The organism is Anaerophaga thermohalophila DSM 12881 (genome assembly GCF_000191885.1).
In the GTDB taxonomy this organism is placed as follows: Bacteria; Bacteroidota; Bacteroidia; order Bacteroidales; family Marinilabiliaceae; genus Anaerophaga; species Anaerophaga thermohalophila.
Window position 1 is genome coordinate 1 of record NZ_AEWI01000023.1, and the last position, 18339, is coordinate 18339.

15 protein-coding genes and 1 tRNA gene are annotated in these 18339 nt (G+C 42.5%); 5 read left to right on the forward strand and 11 right to left on the reverse strand.

The genetic code is table 11. The features are described from left to right. The first annotated feature begins 95 nt into the window (after positions 1-95). On the forward strand, positions 96-512 hold the full coding sequence (locus tag ATH1_RS0108385; RefSeq protein ID WP_010420152.1) for an OsmC family protein: 417 nt from the start codon (positions 96-98) through the stop codon (positions 510-512). A 399-nt stretch (positions 513-911) separates the two neighbouring features. On the opposite strand, the gene clpX is transcribed toward ATH1_RS0108385, so the two are convergent. The 6 genes from clpX to tatC form a co-directional block, all read right to left on the reverse strand. Then, a complete protein-coding gene (gene clpX, locus ATH1_RS0108390) occupies positions 912-2126 on the reverse strand; it encodes an ATP-dependent Clp protease ATP-binding subunit ClpX (protein WP_010420153.1) in 1215 nt (404 codons plus the stop codon). A gap of 213 nt (positions 2127-2339) precedes the next feature. After that, positions 2340-3032, reverse strand: coding sequence for an ATP-dependent Clp endopeptidase proteolytic subunit ClpP (clpP, locus tag ATH1_RS0108395; RefSeq protein WP_010420154.1), 693 nt, complete (start codon positions 3030-3032; stop codon positions 2340-2342). 168 nt (positions 3033-3200) lie between these two features. After that, a complete protein-coding gene (tig, locus tag ATH1_RS0108400; RefSeq protein WP_010420155.1) occupies positions 3201-4580 on the reverse strand; it encodes a trigger factor in 1380 nt (459 codons plus the stop codon). 257 nt (positions 4581-4837) lie between these two features. After that, positions 4838-4919: transfer RNA gene (locus tag ATH1_RS0108405), tRNA-Leu, on the reverse strand. Positions 4920-4983: 64 nt separating this feature from the next. Further along, positions 4984-5751: an LPS export ABC transporter ATP-binding protein gene (gene lptB, locus ATH1_RS0108410; RefSeq protein WP_010420156.1), complete on the reverse strand. Its 768-nt coding sequence runs from the start codon at positions 5749-5751 to the stop codon at positions 4984-4986. Positions 5752-5775: 24 nt separating this feature from the next. Continuing rightward, complete coding sequence (gene tatC / locus ATH1_RS0108415) at positions 5776-6594, reverse strand: twin-arginine translocase subunit TatC (protein ID WP_010420157.1); 819 nt, start codon at positions 6592-6594, stop codon at positions 5776-5778. A gap of 368 nt (positions 6595-6962) precedes the next feature. Here tatC and recQ point away from each other — a divergent pair, with 368 nt between their 5' ends. After that, entirely contained in the window at positions 6963-9143 is a 2181-nt protein-coding gene (gene recQ / locus ATH1_RS0108420; protein WP_010420159.1) for a DNA helicase RecQ, read from the forward strand. Here the strand turns inward: recQ and ATH1_RS0108425 are convergent. The 5 genes from ATH1_RS0108425 to asnS all read right to left on the reverse strand — a co-directional run bounded on the left by ATH1_RS0108425 (position 9140) and on the right by asnS (position 15749). After that, entirely contained in the window at positions 9140-11173 is a 2034-nt protein-coding gene (locus ATH1_RS0108425; RefSeq protein ID WP_010420162.1) for a helix-hairpin-helix domain-containing protein, read from the reverse strand. The two genes, recQ and ATH1_RS0108425, sit on opposite strands and share 4 nt — an antisense overlap. Beyond that, the gene (locus ATH1_RS0108430) at positions 11170-12009 is read right to left on the reverse strand and encodes a hypothetical protein (RefSeq protein ID WP_010420163.1); all 840 of its coding nucleotides are present in this window, start codon (positions 12007-12009) and stop codon (positions 11170-11172) included. Before ATH1_RS0108430 ends, ATH1_RS0108425 begins: the two co-directional genes overlap by 4 nt. Positions 12010-12092: 83 nt before the next feature. After that, complete coding sequence (locus ATH1_RS0108435; RefSeq protein WP_010420165.1) at positions 12093-12698, reverse strand: phosphatase PAP2 family protein; 606 nt, start codon at positions 12696-12698, stop codon at positions 12093-12095. Between the two features lie 61 nt (positions 12699-12759). Then, on the reverse strand, positions 12760-14208 hold the full coding sequence (gene rpoN / locus ATH1_RS0108440; protein WP_010420168.1) for an RNA polymerase factor sigma-54: 1449 nt from the start codon (positions 14206-14208) through the stop codon (positions 12760-12762). A 101-nt stretch (positions 14209-14309) separates the two neighbouring features. Beyond that, positions 14310-15749 (reverse strand): asparagine--tRNA ligase, encoded by a 1440-nt coding sequence (gene asnS / locus ATH1_RS0108445; RefSeq protein WP_010420170.1) that lies wholly within the window; start codon positions 15747-15749, stop codon positions 14310-14312. A 226-nt stretch (positions 15750-15975) separates the two neighbouring features. Here asnS and rplU point away from each other — a divergent pair, with 226 nt between their 5' ends. The 3 genes from rplU (at position 15976) to serS (ending at position 18326) form a co-directional block, all read left to right on the forward strand. Then, entirely contained in the window at positions 15976-16287 is a 312-nt protein-coding gene (gene rplU / locus ATH1_RS0108450) for a 50S ribosomal protein L21 (protein WP_010420171.1), read from the forward strand. A gap of 21 nt (positions 16288-16308) precedes the next feature. Continuing rightward, positions 16309-16572 (forward strand): 50S ribosomal protein L27, encoded by a 264-nt coding sequence (rpmA, locus tag ATH1_RS0108455; protein WP_010420173.1) that lies wholly within the window; start codon positions 16309-16311, stop codon positions 16570-16572. 425 nt (positions 16573-16997) lie between these two features. Then, positions 16998-18326, forward strand: a complete 1329-nt coding sequence (gene serS, locus ATH1_RS0108460; protein ID WP_245531750.1) for a serine--tRNA ligase — start codon at positions 16998-17000, stop codon at positions 18324-18326. Positions 18327-18339: the final 13 nt, after the last annotated feature.

The following is an 18339-nucleotide window of genomic DNA, read 5'->3' on the forward strand; positions in this document are numbered from 1 at the left end:
AATGGTAAAAATCAGCAGTTTGAAGGCTTTTTATACTGCACTCATATATTTGTTCTAAAATACAATTTCTAAAGAAAAACTAAAAGAATTCAGATATGAAATCTACATTAGACCTTAATTGGACAGGAAAAATGTCGTTTGAGACAGAGATGGGTGGTCACAAAGTTATTCTTGATGCGGATCCTTCGGTAGGAGGTGAGGATAAAGGGGTCAGGCCGAAGCCGCTGATGCTCCTTTCACTGGCCGGATGTACGGCCATGGATGTAATTTCTATACTGAGAAAAATGCGCGTGGAAGTGGATGATTTTAATGTCAGAGTGGAAGCAGATATGACCGAAGAACATCCGAAGCACTATACCAAAATGCATGTGATATACACATTCAAAGGCAAAGATTTGCCAAAGGATAAAATTGAAAAGGCCGTGTCTTTGTCGGATGAAAAATATTGCGGTGTTGCAGCTGTGTATCGAAAGGCTCTGGAACTGACGCATGAAATCAGACTTGAGGATTAATTTGATGCCGGTTCCATCGCAATAGTCTGGTAAAAAAAACCTGGATGCAAAGACGCGATGGCGCAAAGAGTTTATTATGAGGGGGTTATATAACCTTCACTGGCTCTGTAAGTAGTTAATTATCAGATATTTGTAGAAATTTAACGGATTATTGTAATAAAAAACCGGATAAAGTAAAAGTTCATTACTCCATCCGGTTTCCTCTAATTCAAAGTTCAAAGAGTTTTATCTCAGCCATTTATCGCATAAGGTTGAATATTTGTTATTACTTCTGCCTTCTGGCTTTTGTCTTCTGTTTTCTGCCTGTCAAACTTCTGCCTTCTGCCTCCCAAACTTTTGCCTTCTGCCTCTCAAAAACTTCTACCTTCAGCCTCTCAAATTATACACTCAATGTTTTTCTCAGCTTGCTTTAAGACGTCCCAAATGGGTACGTTCAATTTTGCCCATAGCAAAATCGAGTGTGATTTGAAGTTTTTTTGACTTCTTTGAAGGGGTATGAAACATGTGATCGATCATGATGGTTTCGCAGATCGATCTTAATCCTCTTGCCCCTAATTTGAATTCAATGGCTTTGTCTACAATGTAATCCAGAACTTCATCGGCAAATTCCAGTTCGATGCCGTCGATTTCAAATAGTTTTTTGTATTGTTTTATTATTGAGTTTTTGGGTTCTACGAGAATTCTTCGTAAAGTATCCCGGTCGAGCGGATTCAAATAAGTGAGTACCGGTAACCGGCCGATGATTTCGGGGATCAGCCCGTAGGCTTTCAGGTCCTGGGGCGCAATGTATTGCAGCAGGTTGTTTTCATCAATATGTTCTTTGTCTTTGCTCGCTGAGTACCCCACCACTTTGGTATTAAGCCGGTTGGCAATTTTCCGTTCGATGCCGTCGAAAGCACCGCCACAAATGAAAAGAATATTTTTGGTGTCAACAGGAATCATTTTCTGGTCGGGATGTTTCCGGCCGCCCTGGGGTGGCACGTTAACCACTGAACCTTCCAGAAGCTTGAGGAGTCCCTGCTGAACGCCTTCGCCGGATACATCCCGGGTAATAGACGGATTATCGCTTTTTCGGGCGATCTTGTCAATTTCGTCGATGAAAACGATGCCTTTTTCAGCAGCTTCTGTATTATAGTCGGCTGCCTGAAGCAGACGGCTCAGGATGCTTTCAATGTCTTCACCCACATAGCCGGCCTCGGTAAGTACGGTTGCATCGACAATGGTAAAGGGGACATGCAACATTCTGGCAATGGTGCGGGCCAGAAGGGTTTTTCCCGTACCTGTTTCACCTACCAGGATAATGTTTGACTTTTCTATCTCTACTTCATCCCCCCCGTCCTTTTGCATCAGGCGTTTGTAGTGGTTATATACGGCGACGGACAGATATTTTTTTGCTTCTTCCTGTCCGATAACATACTGATCCAGAAATGCTTTTATTTCGGCAGGTTTTAGCAATCTGATCTCATCCACGTTGAAGGAATTTCGTTTTTTCATCTCCTCTTCGAGGATGGAGTGAGCCTGCTCAATACAACTGTCACAAATATGTCCGGAAATTCCCGCCACAAGTAGGTTGGTATCTTTTCGCGGGCGACCACAAAATGAACATTTATCCATAAAATCTTTCTTTCTCTATTAGTGTCTGTTCATAAAATACCACCTGCTGTGCCACTGATAAAGCTTTGAGTGGCAAGGGATCGCATGCTTTGCTCTGCTGAGGCTGAACGAAAGTGAGACCTTGCAACCGGCACTTTCTGAACAGATACACATCTTGTAAAAATTGTCACGAGTTTACCGAACGGACAATCATTAAGCCTTTTGGGCCTGTTGTTATTTTTCTTCTTTGTCTTTTTTGGTGCGGGCAAGAACTTCATCTATCATCCCGTATTTTTTTGCTTCTTCGGCAGTCATCCAGTAATCACGGTCAGAGTCCTTCTCAACTTTTTTATATGAATTACCGGTATGTTCGGCGATTATTTCGTAGAGTTCCTTCTTAAGTTTCAGAATCTCACGGGCAGTAATCTCAATGTCGGCTGCCTGTCCCTGAGCACCGCCCATGGGTTGATGGATCATTACTCTGGAATGTTTCAGTGCTGAACGTTTCCCTTTAGTACCGGCGGTCAGCAAAACAGCGCCCATCGAAGCGGCCATGCCGGTGCAAATGGTCTGAATGTCGGACGAGATGAACTGCATGGTATCGTAAATTCCTAGTCCTGAATGTACCGAACCACCCGGGGTGTTAAAATAGATGCTGATGTCTTTGGTTGAATCAACCGAATCGAGATAGAGCAACTGTGCCTGAATGATGTTTGCCACGTAATCGTCAATGGGAACACCAAGAAAGATGATACGGTCCATCATGAGGCGCGAAAATACGTCCATGCTGGCCACATTAAGCTGTCTTTCTTCAATAATTGTCGGGGAAATATAACTGCTGGTTACGGCAGTATATTTATCGAGCACCAGGCTGTTTATTCCCATGTGCCTGGTTGCATATTTCTGAAAATCTTTCGGATCGATCATAGTTAATATTATTTGATTTTTACAACGTGCTAAGTTAGAAATATTTTGTCTGATTGATTGATTGCCACAAAACATTTTAACCTGAAAACATAACCACCGGAGAAGTGAAAAGTTTTCTCCGGTGCCAAATATTTTCAGGCTAAAATGATAGTCGGATAAAAGGCCGCCTTATTTTTTCTTCTCTTTCTCTTCGAAGAGTTTATTGAACTCCTCACGCGACACTTCTTTTGTGTCTGTTTTTACAGCTTCCTTGATGAAGTTCATTACTTTGTCGTTGATGGCTCCCTCGGCCATGCTGCGCTGTTGCTCTTCATTCTTAAGCATGTCCATGGCATAGCTTTCAATGTGTTCGTCGGGGATGTTGTTTAGCCCGTACTGCATGAACTGTAGTTTGGCCGACTTTTTGGCAAAATCAAGAACGTCCTGCTGTTCTATTTTGATATCGTTTTCTCTGATCAGTTGATTGCGAATGATTTGCCATTTCAGGTCTTCAAAAAACCGGGGTGTTTCGTTTTCAATCTGTTCGTCGGTAAGCTGTTGTCCTTCTTTGTTTTGATTGTTTGCTTTTAGCCAGCGTTTCAGAAACTCTTCGGGCAACTTTATATCTACCTTGTTCATCAGTTTTTCTCTGGCATCCATGGAGAATTTGTACTCCGACTCCATTAAAAGACTATCCTCAAGGTCTTTCTTTACCTGGGCCGTAAATTCTTCTTCGTTGGTTACTTTGCCCGGGCCGAAAATTTTATCGAACAGTTCCTGATTGAGTTCAGGATCAACATATTCGGTAATTTCTTTGACCTTGAATTTGAATTTTCCTTTTACTTCAGCGGCCTCCTCCTTAGATATCTTCAGCAGGTAAGAGATTTCGGTATCATTCGGGAAAGCTTTTTTGGGCTCAAAAACGATTTCATCACCAACTTTGGCACCAACTATTTTTTTCTTTTCTTTATCGTTTTTGATAATGCTGATCGACATTACGGCATCTTCAGCTTTGATGCCGTCCTCCATCTCTTCATTGTTTTGGTCCAGTTGAACAAAATCGCCTTTGAGCAGACTTTCTTCTCCGGCTTCATCACGTTTTTCGGTAGTTCCGAACCGGCTGGTCACATTTTTTTTCTGCCCTTCTACCATGTCATCGGTGATTTCTATCTGATAGTAGGGCAATTTTTCTCTTTTGCTGAGTTTTACCTCAACTTCAGGGGTAAGTCCCAGATCAAAAGAAAATTTAAATTGCTCATCCTGATCGAAATCTATGGTTTGCTGCTTTTCGGAGGGAAGTGGTTCTCCCAGGATGTTGAGTTCATTCTCACTAATGTATTTCGAGAGGTTTTCGGAAATCAGCTTATTTACTTCGTCTACCAGAATGGCTTTGCCATACAATTTTTTTACAAGGCTTGCCGGCACTTTCCCGGGGCGGAATCCCGGCATGTTGATTTTTTTACGGTAGTCCTTCAGTACTTTTTCAACGCGTGGTTCATAATCGTCTTTTTCGACGGTGATGTGTACCACTGCATTTAAATCATCAATTTGCTCTTTTTCAATGTTCATGTGAAAGCTATTTGTTTGTTAATGCCACATTTGCCATGCTCGTTTCAAAATTTGTTTTTGCAAGTTGCTGAAAACAGGTTTATCCAACCCTTCCGACAAAAACGAGTGCAAAGATAATGAAGCATTTACAAGTTGCCAAAAAGTTGGTTGTTGCAAAGACTAATTTTTGGAAAATTAACGTCTTTTTTCTGACTAAATTTGATGTTCTATGCACAAAAAAACCGCCAAAAGGGGTGATTATCCCCATGGCGGTTTTGTGCGGACGGAGGGACTCGAACCCACACGCCTTTCGGCACTAGATCCTAAATCTAGCGCGGCTACCAATTACGCCACGTCCGCATAAAATTTGCGGTTGCAAATAACGGCAATTTTTGCACTTTTTCCAAAAATATGTCTTGAAATTTTACTGGTTTTTGGCATGTTCAAAATTTCTTCTTCTCAGTTCAAAGTCATCTCCCAGATAAACTCTTCTCACGTCGGGGTCTGCAGCCAGTTCTTCGGCGGTTCCGGCTTTCAGGATGTTGCCCTCGAAAAGTAAATAGGCACGATCGGTGATTGAAAGAGTTTCGTGTACATTATGGTCGGTAATAAGGATACCGATGTTTTTGTATTTCAATTTTGCCACAATTTCCTGGATGTCTCTGACTGCAATGGGGTCGACGCCTGCAAAGGGTTCGTCAAGCAGGATGAATTTGGGGTTGATGGCAAGCGCCCTGGCTATTTCCGTGCGTCTTCTTTCTCCTCCAGAGAGTTGAGTTCCAAGGCTTTTTCGGATGTGACCGAGGCCAAATTCGTTGATAAGCTCTTCAAGGCGCTGCTTCTGATACTCTTTAGGATATTTGGTCATTTCCAGCACTGCCCTGATGTTGTTTTCAACACTGAGTTTTCTGAATACACTGGCTTCCTGGGCAAGATACCCGATGCCTTTTTGGGCTCTGCGGAATACCGGCTCATTGGTAATTTTTTCGTGATCGAGGTAGATTTCTCCGTCATTGGGCTTTATCAACCCGACAATCATATAAAAGGTAGTGGTTTTTCCTGCACCGTTGGGCCCCAATAATCCCACTATTTCTCCCTGACTCACTTCAACGGAAACGCCTTTTACCACGGTGCGGTTGCGGTATTTCTTTACAAGGTTGTCGGTATATAATCGCATCTTATGTTCTTCCATGGTCATGTTGCTTTTTTGATCTGGTCATTGTTTGGCCAACTCTTTTGATCGTCTGTATTCTACCCCTCTTGCAATAATGATGCCTGCTTCGTAAAGCAGAATGAGTGGCAGACACACCAATATCTGGCTGATAACGTCGGGAGGGGTTATGATGGCTGCCAGTGCCAGTGTTACAACAATAGAATGCCGGCGGTATTTTTTTAAGGTATCGGCCGTTACCAACCCTACTTTGCTCATAAAATATATGAACATGGGTAATTCGAACAGAATTCCGCTTGCCAGAATGATTGATGATACTGTTCCTATATATGAACCTAGATTAACAATGTTATCCACTTGTTCACTCACCTGGTAATTGCCCAGAAAATGAACCGACAGCGGGCTGATAATATAATAAGCAAACAGAATGCCTATGGTGAACAGGATTGATGCAAAAAAAATGGCTCCCCGGCTGCTCTCGACTTCTTCCTTGTAAAGGGCAGGTTTAATAAAACGCCAGAATTCCCAGAAAATAAGAGGGAATGCTACAATAACACCAGCCAGAAAGGAAACCCATAAATGGGTTGTAAACTGGCCGGTCATATTGATGTTTTGTAGTGAAAGTGGTTCCTGGTTGATACATAAAACAGGCATACTGAGGTCTTCGGCCAAGCCGCATAATAATCTATTGGTGAAGAAGTCGGGTTTGCTTGGCCCCAACAAGATAACATCGAATACGATATTTTTGAAAATAAAGGCCAGAACTGCAAACACAAAAATATAAAGGAAGGATCTGACCAAATGCCAACGTAATTCTTCGAGGTGCTCTAAAAAGGACATTTCGGCCTGGTTCTTGTTCTTCATGCGTATCAAATTGATTTTTTCCCTGTCAATCTTCAACCTGTCGGGTAACTTGTATCCAACATCTGAAAATTTAACAGCTTACGTTCTGTTGCATATTATCCTGCGAAGATAAAAACACTTTCTTAATTATTTGTTTTTACCCATTCTATTTTATACCTTGAATAAGTTTTACCCGGAATAATTTTGCGTCGTTGCAGTTTGATCCCGATTTATTATTTTTTAAGAGTGTTTTGCACTCATAAAACGTCAAAATTTTGTCCGGTATTCATAAATATCTATTAATTTTGTTTGCTTTTGGGGGTCAAGAAGGGAAAGAACAATAACAATCTGATATTGTGAAGGATACAGCGAAATAGTTTGATTTTGTTATGACTAAGCAGATTGACCTGAACGGTTATTTGAAAAAGCATTTTGGGTTTGATACTTTCAAGGGAAACCAGGAAGATATCATTAAAAACGTTCTTGACGGGAATGATACTTTCGTTCTGATGCCAACAGGGGGAGGGAAATCACTCTGTTATCAGCTTCCGGCGTTAATTCTCGACGGTACAGCCATTGTTATTTCCCCGCTTATAGCCCTGATGAAGAACCAGGTAGATGCGATGCGTAATTTCAGTGAAGATGACGGTATCGCCCACTTTTTAAATTCATCTTTGACAAAATCTGCTATCCAACAGGTTAAAGAAGATGTTATTTCCGGGAAGACAAGATTATTATATGTTGCGCCCGAATCACTTACCAAGGATGAAAACATTCAGTTTCTTAAGCAGGTCAAAATATCATTTTATGCTGTCGACGAGGCTCACTGTATTTCGGAGTGGGGACATGACTTCCGCCCTGAGTACAGGCGTATTCGCCCCATTATTAATGAGATAGGCGAAGCACCGTTGATTGCCCTGACTGCTACTGCGACACCTAAAGTACAGCATGATATTCAGAAAAATCTTGGCATGCTGGATGCCAATGTTTTCAAATCCTCTTTTAATCGGCCCAATCTTTTTTATGAAATACGCCCAAAGGTTAATGCCACAAGGGACATTATTAAAGTCTTGAAGGAGAATCCGGGGAAATCGGTGATTATTTATTGCCTGAGCCGGAAGAAAGTGGAAGAGCTGGCTGAAACACTTGTTGTTAACGGCATAAAAGCCTTGCCTTATCATGCGGGGATGGATGCGGCAACCCGTAGTGGTAATCAGGATAAATTTCTGATGGAAGATATTGATGTTATTGTGGCTACCATCGCTTTTGGAATGGGAATAGACAAACCCGATGTTCGGATGGTTATTCATTACGATATTCCAAAGAGTCTTGAGGGCTATTATCAGGAAACCGGCAGGGCCGGGCGTGATGGGGGCGAAGGCAGATGCATTGCTTTTTACAGCTATAAAGACATTCAAAAACTGGAAAAATTTATGCAGGGGAAGCCCCTTGCAGAGCAGGAGATAGGCAAGCAACTTTTGCTTGAAACCGTGGCTTATGCTGAGTCTTCATTGTGCCGAAGGAAGACTTTGCTGCATTACTTCGGCGAAACTTACACAGAGGAAAATTGCGGTTCATGCGACAATTGCATCAACCCCAAAGAGCAGTTTGAAGGGAAAGACTTTATAGTTAAGTTGCTTAAAGTTGTTAATCAACTTAAGGAACGCTTTAAAACCGAGCATGTTGTTAATGTCCTGACGGGTAAGATCACCAGTATGGTTAAATCATATCACCATCACGAACTCGATATTTTTGGGTGCGGCAGCGAGGAAGACGAAAAATTCTGGCATGCTGTAACAAGACAATCGCTGGTTGCCGGTTTATTATCCAAGGATATTGAAAATTATGGTCTTCTTAAAGTCACTGAAAAGGGGCATGAATACATTAAGAAACCTTACAGCATTAGCTTGACCCGCGATCACGATTATGATGAACTGGAGCAGGAATCACGATCGGCTGGTGGAACTGCTGCATTGGATACAGGATTGTTTTCGATGTTGAAAGACCTGAGAAAACAAATTTCGAAGAAGAAAAATCTTCCGCCTTTCGTAATCTTTCAGGATCCTTCATTGGAGGCCATGGCTACTTATTATCCTGTGACACTTGAAGAGTTGCAGAATATGCCGGGCGTTGGTGCCGGAAAAGCCAAGAGATACGGGAAAGAGTTTGTTGAACTTATTCAGCGGCATGTTGAAGAGAATGAAATTGAACGGCCCATGGACATGGTCGTCAAGACAGTGGCCAATAAAAGTAAACTTAAGGTTTCGATTATTCAGAGTATCGACCGTCAGGTGTCGCTCGACGATATTGCCGATTCCAAAGGAATTGATCTGCTCGAACTCCTGAATGAAATAGAGTCGATTGTTTACTCCGGAACACGTGTCAATATTGATTATTATATCAATCAGGTCATGGACGAGGAGCATCGCGACGACATATTTTATTATTTTAAGGAAGATGCTGAAACCGACGATATAACAACTGCGTTGGAAGAACTTGGAGAAGACGAGTATTCCGAGGAAGATGTCAGAATGGTGCGGATCAAATTTATCTCCGAAGTAGGGAACTAAAATTTCACCCGTATCTGAGCCGTGAAAGTGGTTTTTTTATCGGATCGGACCAGCTGGTAACCTGTACCGGTCTCTTCTCTGTCGTCATATTTCCATCGCGCACAGCGGAACCATAAATGGATGTTATTCATTATCCTGTAATTGACAAGGAGGATATAACGGCTGCCTCTTCCCGAGTAAGCGGGCACCGAAAACATGTACAGAACATCAGGCTCATAGGCATACATTCGTGCAGAATAATCCGAAGAATTAAAGAGAGCATATCTGAGTGTTGCGGTGAGGTTTTCTTTTGTATTTTTCCATTTGATGTCCTGCGAAAGCATATTTCCCGTTTCTCTGTTATTATCGGTATTCACAAAATGCCATTGGAGTAAAGTGGTGAATTGCCATCCTCCTGTCAGGTTTTGCCGGTATTGTCCCTTGATCTGGTCAGATTTAAGATCAACAACAGAGTTTTCTGCACTGTTGTAAGTAATATTGGTAGGTTTTTCTCTATGGCGGCATTTAAGATATAATGTTGCGTCATTGTCAAAGTCCTTCTCTATCACACCCATCCAGTCGAAGCCGGAGGAAGGAGCATCTGCATTGAATTTCAACCATCTGAACCGGTAATAGTCGAAATAGGAAGAGATTGTGATTCTTAATGGGAGTTCCCACTTTATTCCCGAATAGAGACCACTTTCGCCTGAAAAGCTGCTGCTTTCTGTCATAGGAGCAGCCAAAGGAGCGTGATATTTAACCGGGATTGCCCGGTGACCGAGAACCAACGAAAAGCCGGGGGCCGCCCCCCATGTTATTCCGTGATAGAAGGCAGGGTGAGTGAATTGGTCAAAAGCTATCTCTCCAAACAATAACCAGTTTCTTTGGCTGATCACATACGAAAGCCAGCTGTTCTGATTTTTTCTACCACTGAAATAGAATTGGTTGTATGGTTTAACTTCCGGGCAGAGGGGGTTGTCAAGCCGATAATAGAGGTGTCCGGCTTCAACATCAATCCATTTGCCTGAGTAGGAAATTCTGCCACCTGCCGCCAGCTCTGTTGTATTGTGACGTTGTTCAAGTTCCGCAGATGTCCTGTGTAATCCGTCTTCCCGAAGGCTTGATATGCAACTGCTGTCGGCGACCAGTCTCCCGTCTCTTTTTTTTAGCGAAAAGAATGGGGAAAAGGTAAATCTTTCAAATCCGATAGTAAAATAAGCACCATTCATGCCCGAATATTCAGAAGCGGAAAGAGAGGGACGAAAAGGAGGCCGGCGGTTGCGTATCGTGGTAGTCATCGAACTCTTTCTTTGCGGCATTCCCGACTGAACAACCAAACCTTGCGCGGCACTGATCTGATAGTTGCCGACTCCGGCTTCTTTAAGCCACCCTTTTTTGCTTTGATAATGGAGATAACCTGTTAACAGATCGAATGTTTTTATCTTGTCCTCAAACATTGGTTCTCCCGGGTCTTTCTCCGCAATCACCCCGGCACTCAGACCACGATTGGTCATGATCTCAACTCTGTTGTATAACTTTACCGGGTTACCTGCAAAGGGTTTGATTCCCTCGCTGTTTTTGCGGAACCCTTCGGCTTTTTCGAGCTGATACTTACTTCTGAGAAATGCATCTCCCCAAATTTTGATTTTTCCGGGGGTTGCCTCAACGGGGCCGAAACGGATAAGTGGTTGCAGTAATTTTATTGTTTTTATACCGAGTCCTTCAACAGCCTGCAATTCATAAATGGTTAAAAAGGGACCGTTAACGTATCTTTTATACAGAATGTTTTCTATTTCCAGGTCGGTAAGGAAAAAGATGCGTTCCAAATCTTCACGGGATGCACTGTTGATATTGAGCGGATGTTTTGTAAGACTGAGAAGGTCTTCGATCAGCAGGGTCATGTCTTCAAGTTCTGTTTCTTGAGCATATTCGGCGACAATGTTCTCAGCCCAATACTCAGGATTATCGTAATCCTGGGCAAATATGACGAAACTGAAAGAGCAAACACAAAAACTGAAAATAAGGCAGGATTTTTTTAGCAGCAGTATCACCTTTCACCTCCTTTCTTTCTGCTAAAAGAATAAGTGATACCCGCAGTTGAACTCATTCCAAGATGATCGTGATGATTGGCTGCCAGCTTGATTTCCAGATTTTTCCAGTTGATATTGGCTCCAATGGCCAGCCTGACCGGTTTTGCAGAAACAGCACCACAAAACTCAGCCATTTTGTGCAATCTTGCTTCCAGACCAACCGAGTATACCTGCCGGGAATAGTCTGTTCGGTGCATAACATCGGCTGTTAATCGGAAAGAAGGAGAAAGTCTGGCTATACAGGCTGCCGACAAAAATGATGGAAGAGGTTGGTCGTTGTATTCGTCCGATATTTTCTGACGGGCTGGGTTTTTAGCCGAAACAGCGAAAGAAACTGTCTCAGATAAACGTATGCGGAAACCTGCATCCAAAAGGAAAGTGCCTGATGTTTCGGTATTTTTAATGTACCTCCAAAGGTACACCAGCCGACAACCTAAACTCAAACGGTCGGATAATGCTCTGGCAGCTGTAATCCCTGCTTGTTGTATGTTGAAGAGTTGATTCCCGTATCTGGAGTAGGTAAGTCCTGTATTAATTAAAGACGAAGGAATAACGGCAAAAGCGGTTTGCGTGCTTAATGCTTCAATTTGGAAGACATTGTGATAACCTGTGCCTGCAATGGTTTGACGGATGCTGGAAATGCCCGAAGGATTAGCAAAAACAGCCCATGCAGTTGAGTCGCTTGCCCCGGAGAGGCCTAATGCTGTTGTTGAGGGCGATGGGAAAATGTAATCCTGACTTTTGGAATGGGTTGTTGCTATAGTCAGAAGGGTTGCGAAAAAAAGTTTTTTGATCATTTCGGGTCAGTACTGGTTTGGTTAATCTCTTCTGCAAGATATGAAGATTGTATAAAACAAACAAATCCAGTACATTGATTTTGTCAGATGAGCATAATACCTGAACCAACAATGATCAACCCTAAAAAGTATCCTGCATATATCTGAAAAGGAGAATGGGCGTTCAGATAAAGTCTGGCCATTGCCACAAGCCCCGAGATAACAATCATTAGCGAGAGCAGGGAAAGAAGATCGATGCCATATTTAAACATCAATGCGACGATGAGGCCTGAAACACCTCCAACCGCGAGAGTGTGCAGACTGATTTTCCAGAAAAATGAAATGGCAACAGAGATAAGTATTGCGACAAGTGAGGAAAGCAGAAATGTTTCTATCAGGACAGAAACATTCAGGCGGGTCAGAAGGAAATAACCCAGAAGAAAGAAAGCTGCTGATGTGAGTGCCGGATAGACCCGCTCGCGGGCCGTCTCCATTTCAAAACTTTTTATCAGCTTGATTTGAAGAAACAGCGGAAGTAACGAAACCGGCAGCAAACAGGTGGAAGTGAATACAATAATATATACCAGACGCTTTATTTCAAATGGGAGAAATGCATGATGGTTTCCTGAATTCAGAATAAAAAAAATCCCAAGAGTTGGCATTAGCATGGGATGGAAAAGAAAGGACAGTATTTTACTGAAGAGCTTCATCCGTATAAAATTTATAATTGGGACTCGTTTCATTTACCAGTTTCTTTCTTGCCGAAAATCTTTACCACTCTTTCCGAAGCCTGGCAACGGGTATGTTCAGTTGCTCACGGTATTTTGCCACGGTACGTCGGGCAATATTGTAAGATTTTTCCTGAAGGATTTTTGCCAGTTTATCATCGGTAAGCGGTTTTCGCTTGTCTTCATTTTCGATGCAATCCTGGAGTATCCTTTTTATTTCCCGTGTTGAGACTTCTTCGCCTGAGTCGGTCTGTAACCCTTCCGAAAAGAAATATTTTAGCGGGAAAATTCCAAAATGCGTCTGGATGTATTTGCTGTTCGAAACTCTTGAGATGGTGGATATATCAAGTCCCGTGCGGTCTGCAATATCTTTCAGGATCATGGGCCTGAGTTTTGTTTCGTCGCCCTCCAGAAAATATTCGTACTGATAGTCAAGAATGGCCTGCATAACTGTCATCAGCGTGTTCTGTCGCTGCTTAATAGCGTCGATAAACCATTTGGCCGAGTCGAGTTTTTGCTTGACAAACATCAGTGCTTCTTTTTGATCCTTGCTCTGATTTTTTCTGTTGGACTGATAATCTTCAAACATTTCCGAATAGGTGTTGCTGATGCGAAGCTCAGGAACATTCCGGTTGTTTAGCGACAATTTTGGTTTTCCGTCTTCAATTTCCAGAATGAAGTCGGGAATAATGTGCTGAACGGTTTTTGTTACAGGATTACTGTAAGAGCTGCCGGGCTTGGGATTTAGCTTGAGTATTTCTTCAAGTATATCTTTGAGTTCCCCTTCTTCCAGATGCATTCGTTTTTCAATTTTATCATAATGTTTCCGGGTGAACTCTTCGAAGTGATTTTTAACCAGGTAGTAAGCTTTCTGAATTAGCGGATCATCCTGATTCTTTTTTTCGAGTTGAAGCATAAGGCATTCTCTTAAATCCCTTGCACCCACTCCGGGCGGGTCAAAATCCTGAACCATTTTAAGAACTTCAAGTGCTTCTTTTTCGTCCACCTCAACATTCTGCGAAAAGGCAAGGTCGTCAATAATTTCGTCAACATCTCGCCTAAGGTAACCGTCTTCATCAATGTTACCGATAATGTATTCTGCGATTAATGCCTGGCGTTCGGTCATAATACGCAATCCCATCTGACTGACAAGGTGTTCATGGAAAGTTGTGCCTGAGGAGAAAGGGATGTCTTCCTGTTTGTCGTCTTTCGAAAAGTTACGGGCATTTAGTTTGTAGGCGGGGATATCCTCATTCTGGATGTAAGCGTCGATGGACATTTCATCCTTTTCGTTGTCGGTTTCAGTGCTGTTGTCTTCTTCATCGTCAGGATCACGGGAATCACCTTCCATCTCGAGCACCGGGTTTTTTTCCAGTTCTTCCTTAATCCGTTGCTCAAGTTGGGTCGTAGGAATTTCAAGAAGCTTGATCACCTGTATCTGAAGAGGTGAAAGCTTTTGTAATAATTTCTGTTGTAAACTTTGTTTTAACATTCCCTGAACCTGTTAATTTTTTGAAGCAGACCTTTTAATACCTGTCCGCTCCTTACAAAAATACAGTAATTTGGGGAAATCAGGAAACATTAAATGGTATTTTAAAACTCTGCACTTTTGGGTGCCCGTGGAAAAGGAATGACATCCCGAATGTTGGTCATCCCTGTAACAAATAGCATCATGCGCTCAAAACCCAGGCCGAAACCACTGTGAGGAACCGAACCAAAGCGGCGGGTATCGAGAAACCACCACATTTCTTCTTCCGGAATATTCATTTCGCGCATTCTGGAAATCAGTTTGTCATAGTTTTCTTCACGTTGCGATCCGCCAATAATTTCACCAATCTGAGGGAAGAGCACATCCATGGCGCGAACGGTTTTATTGTCGTCGTTCAGCTTCATGTAGAATGCTTTGATTTCTTTGGGATAGTCAGTGAGTATCACGGGTTTCTTAAAGTGTTTTTCAACCAGGTAACGTTCGTGTTCCGACTGGAGGTCAGTTCCGAATCCCTTTACCGGATACTGGAATAGTCCTTTTTTGTTGGGTTTTGAATTTTCGAGAATATTGATGGCTTCGGTGTAAGTCAATCTGACAAATTCATTTTCCAGAACAAATTTGAGCTTTTCGATAAGCTCCATGGAGCGGTCGGCTTCTTTTTTGTTCTTTTCTTCATCCTGTTGCCGCTTGCTGAGAAACTGAAGGTCGTCCATGCAATGATCCAATGCATATTGCAGCAGATATTTTAAAAATTCTTCAGCCAGATCCATGTTGTCTTTCAGATCATAGAAAGCCATTTCGGGCTCAATCATCCAAAACTCCGACAAGTGACGCGAAGTGTTGGAATTTTCTGCTCTGAAGGTGGGCCCGAAAGTGTAAATTTCCGATAAGGCAAGGGCCGCCAGTTCTCCTTCCAATTGGCCTGAAACAGTCAGATTGGTAGGTTTTCCGAAAAAGTCTTTAGAATAATCTATTTTTCCTTCCTCGTCGCGAGGCGGATTTTCAAGATCGAGCGTGGTGACCTGAAACATTTCACCGGCTCCTTCGGCATCGGATGCGGTAATAATGGGCGTGTGGATATTGTAAAAACCTTTGCTGTTAAAAAATTGGTGCACGGCAAAAATCATGGCATGACGTACACGCGTTATAGCTCCGAAAGTATTGGTACGAAACCGGAGGTGTGCAATTTCACGCAGAAACTCAAGCGAGTGTTTTTTAGGTTGCAACGGATATTTGTCGGGATCGCTGTCGCCAAGTATTTCAATGCTTTTAGCCAACAATTCAACTTTCTGACCCGACCCTTGCGATGCCTGCAATATGCCTTCAACCGAAATGGCAGCACCGGTGGTGATACGACGCACCAGAGTTTCATCAAAGTGAGGCATATCCACAACAATTTGAAGATTATTTATGCCTGAGCCATCGTTCAGGGCGACAAAATTCACTTTTTTGTTGCCTCTCCGGGTACGTACCCATCCCTTTACAGTAAATGGTTTTCCAATGTCGTTTGACCTCAGAAGGTCGGCTATCTTAGTTCTCTGCATCAGCTTAGTCTTTTTAATCCTGAAGGGCACAAAATTAATGATTTGTTTTTAGTCGCCCGCAATTTTTGAAGATATAATAATGCGGAACAGCCCGTCAGATTAATTTTATTTGCCGGAAAAATAAAAAGTTACTACTTTTGCCAACCGAAAATATCCGAACAGGTAGAAAAGAGATTCCTATATGTTGGGAACCACCTGCCGGAGAGAACCTTAAAATTGTATTTCAATGTACGCAATTGTTTCCATTGGAGGCCAGCAATTCAAAGTAGAGAAAGACAGAAAAATCTTTGTGAATCGCCTCAATGCAGAAGAAGGAGCTTCAGTTGATTTCGATCAGGTATTGATGGTTGACAACGAAGGCGATGTGAAGATTGGTACTCCTGTTGTTGAAGGAGCCAAAGTAACAGCCAAAGTTCTGTCGCACCTCAAAGGCGATAAAGTGATCGTATTTAAGAAGAAGCGCAGAAAAGGCTACCGTAAGAAAAACGGGCATCGTCAGTATCTGAGTCAGATTCAGATTGAAAATATTGAAGGTTAATCACGAAAAAATTAATGCGATATGGCACATAAGAAAGGTGTAGGTAGCTCCAGAAACGGACGCGAATCAGAAAGTAAACGTTTGGGCGTCAAAATTTATGGTGGCCAAATAGCAAAAGCCGGTAACATTATTGTTCGCCAGCGCGGTACCCAGCATCATCCGGGCGAAAATGTCGGCATCGGTAAAGACCATACTCTTTTTGCACTGACCGACGGAAAGGTTGTTTTTCGTAAAAGAAAAGGCGATCGTTCTTTTGTATCTGTTGAACCGGCTGCTGCAGAATAAAGTTTTTTTTGTAAAAAAATTCTCTTAATCTCCTGTTTTTGTTACTTTCGTAACAAATTCAGGAGATTTTTTTGGGCTCTTCTTTTGAACGTGAAGACCGCAAAGACAAAGCGAATAGAATGATTGAGAAAAGAAATTTAAAGGTTTTGACCTCTCTGATTCTAAGTTTTTTGATTTTTTTGTGCTTTATTAAAACAGATGAGTACGGTATAAAAAGCATATTTTTTGTCAAAATCAAGGCATTTAATTTTTGTACTGCAGTTACTCTTTGTTAAGGAGGATTTATCAGCACGACATTGGTTTAAATTATTGGTCTGATGGGACGCACGATGAATCGTAAGATCGGCGTCAGCCAATTTTGTTCATGCCTTTTTGAAAATTTGGCCCTCCAAAATTCATGTTCGTTTCAAAAATTTGAAACAACAATGAGTTTGGCAACAAAGATGCTTTTTAGACCTGACTCACAGATATATACCGGAAATATGCTTACACTCAAGTACATTCAGGACAATCAGGAAGAAGTAATTGAACGGTTAAAGATCAAACACTTCGATGCTGAAAAGATTATTGCTCAGATTGTTGAGGCTGATAACGAACGTCGTGCCACGCAAAGTGTGGTTGATCAGAGACAAAATGAGCTGAACACTTTGTCGAAATCAATCGGGCAGTTGTTTAAGTCGGGCAGGACCGATGAAGCCACTGAGGCAAGGTCGAAAACCGCCGGCCTTAAGGATGAGATACGCTCTCTGAATGCGAAACTGAGTGAAAGTGAGAAAAAAATTCAGGAATTATTGGTTCAGGTACCCAATGTACCTCATCCTACTGTTCCTGAGGGTAAAGGCGAGGAAGATAATGAGGTGGTAAACTCGGGAGGGGAAGTCCCGGCGCTTGAAAATGCTCTTCCTCACTGGGAATTAGCAACAAAATATGATCTTATTGATTTTGAGCTTGGCACAAAAATTACCGGTGCCGGTTTCCCGGTATATAAAGGGTGGGGAGCCAAATTGCAGCGTGCATTGATCAACTTTTTTCTTGATGAAGCCACAGCTGCCGGCTACAAGGAGGTGTTGCCACCTCTGCTGGTGAACGAAGATTCGGGATTCGGTACCGGGCAGCTGCCCGATAAAGAGGGTCAGATGTATTATGTAGGGGCCGACAATCTTTATCTGATTCCAACAGCTGAGGTTCCCGTGACGAATATTTTCAGGGATGTGGTTCTCGATGAGAAAGATTTGCCTGTCAAACAGTGTGCTTATTCGGCCTGTTTCAGGCGTGAAGCCGGGTCGTGGGGTAGTCATGTCCGTGGACTGAACCGTTTGCATCAGTTTGATAAAGTTGAAATCGTTCAGGTGGCCAGCCCCGATAATTCATACGAAGTGCTTGATCAGATGTTGGTACATGTACAATCATTGGTGGAAAAGCTGGAACTGCCCTGGCGTATTCTAAAACTATGCGGCGGCGATATAAGTTTTACTTCTGCATTAACTTACGATTTTGAGGTGTACTCGGCAGCCCAGAAGCGCTGGCTTGAAGTCAGCTCGGTTTCCAACTTTGAGTCTTATCAGGCTAACCGGCTAAAGCTTCGGTTTAGAAAAACGGGTGAAAAGAAAACGCAACTGGCGCATACCCTCAACGGAAGTGCATTGGCCCTGCCGCGAATTGTTGCCGCCATTCTTGAAAACAATCAGACTCCCGGGGGAATTCGAGTACCTAAAGTTTTGATCCCTTTTATGGGAACTGATTTGATAAAATAGAAGATTTTCCCGT

Bases quoted from the DNA above. Each gene is read 5' to 3' on its own strand.
- ATH1_RS0108385 (WP_010420152.1), top strand. From the start codon at position 96: ATGAAATCTACATTAGACCTTAATTGGACAGGAAAAATGTCGTTTGAG.
- clpX (WP_010420153.1), bottom strand. From the start codon at position 2,126: ATGGATAAATGTTCATTTTGTGGTCGCCCGCGAAAAGATACCAACCTA.
- clpP (WP_010420154.1), bottom strand. From the start codon at position 3,032: ATGATCGATCCGAAAGATTTTCAGAAATATGCAACCAGGCACATGGGA.
- tig (WP_010420155.1), bottom strand. From the start codon at position 4,580: ATGAACATTGAAAAAGAGCAAATTGATGATTTAAATGCAGTGGTACAC.
- lptB (WP_010420156.1), bottom strand. From the start codon at position 5,751: ATGGAAGAACATAAGATGCGATTATATACCGACAACCTTGTAAAGAAA.
- tatC (WP_010420157.1), bottom strand. From the start codon at position 6,594: ATGAAGAACAAGAACCAGGCCGAAATGTCCTTTTTAGAGCACCTCGAA.
- recQ (WP_010420159.1), top strand. From the start codon at position 6,963: ATGACTAAGCAGATTGACCTGAACGGTTATTTGAAAAAGCATTTTGGG.
- ATH1_RS0108430 (WP_010420163.1), bottom strand. From the start codon at position 12,009: ATGATCAAAAAACTTTTTTTCGCAACCCTTCTGACTATAGCAACAACC.
- ATH1_RS0108435 (WP_010420165.1), bottom strand. From the start codon at position 12,698: ATGAAGCTCTTCAGTAAAATACTGTCCTTTCTTTTCCATCCCATGCTA.
- rpoN (WP_010420168.1), bottom strand. From the start codon at position 14,208: ATGTTAAAACAAAGTTTACAACAGAAATTATTACAAAAGCTTTCACCT.
- asnS (WP_010420170.1), bottom strand. From the start codon at position 15,749: ATGCAGAGAACTAAGATAGCCGACCTTCTGAGGTCAAACGACATTGGA.
- rplU (WP_010420171.1), top strand. From the start codon at position 15,976: ATGTACGCAATTGTTTCCATTGGAGGCCAGCAATTCAAAGTAGAGAAA.
- rpmA (WP_010420173.1), top strand. From the start codon at position 16,309: ATGGCACATAAGAAAGGTGTAGGTAGCTCCAGAAACGGACGCGAATCA.
- serS (WP_245531750.1), top strand. From the start codon at position 16,998: ATGAGTTTGGCAACAAAGATGCTTTTTAGACCTGACTCACAGATATAT.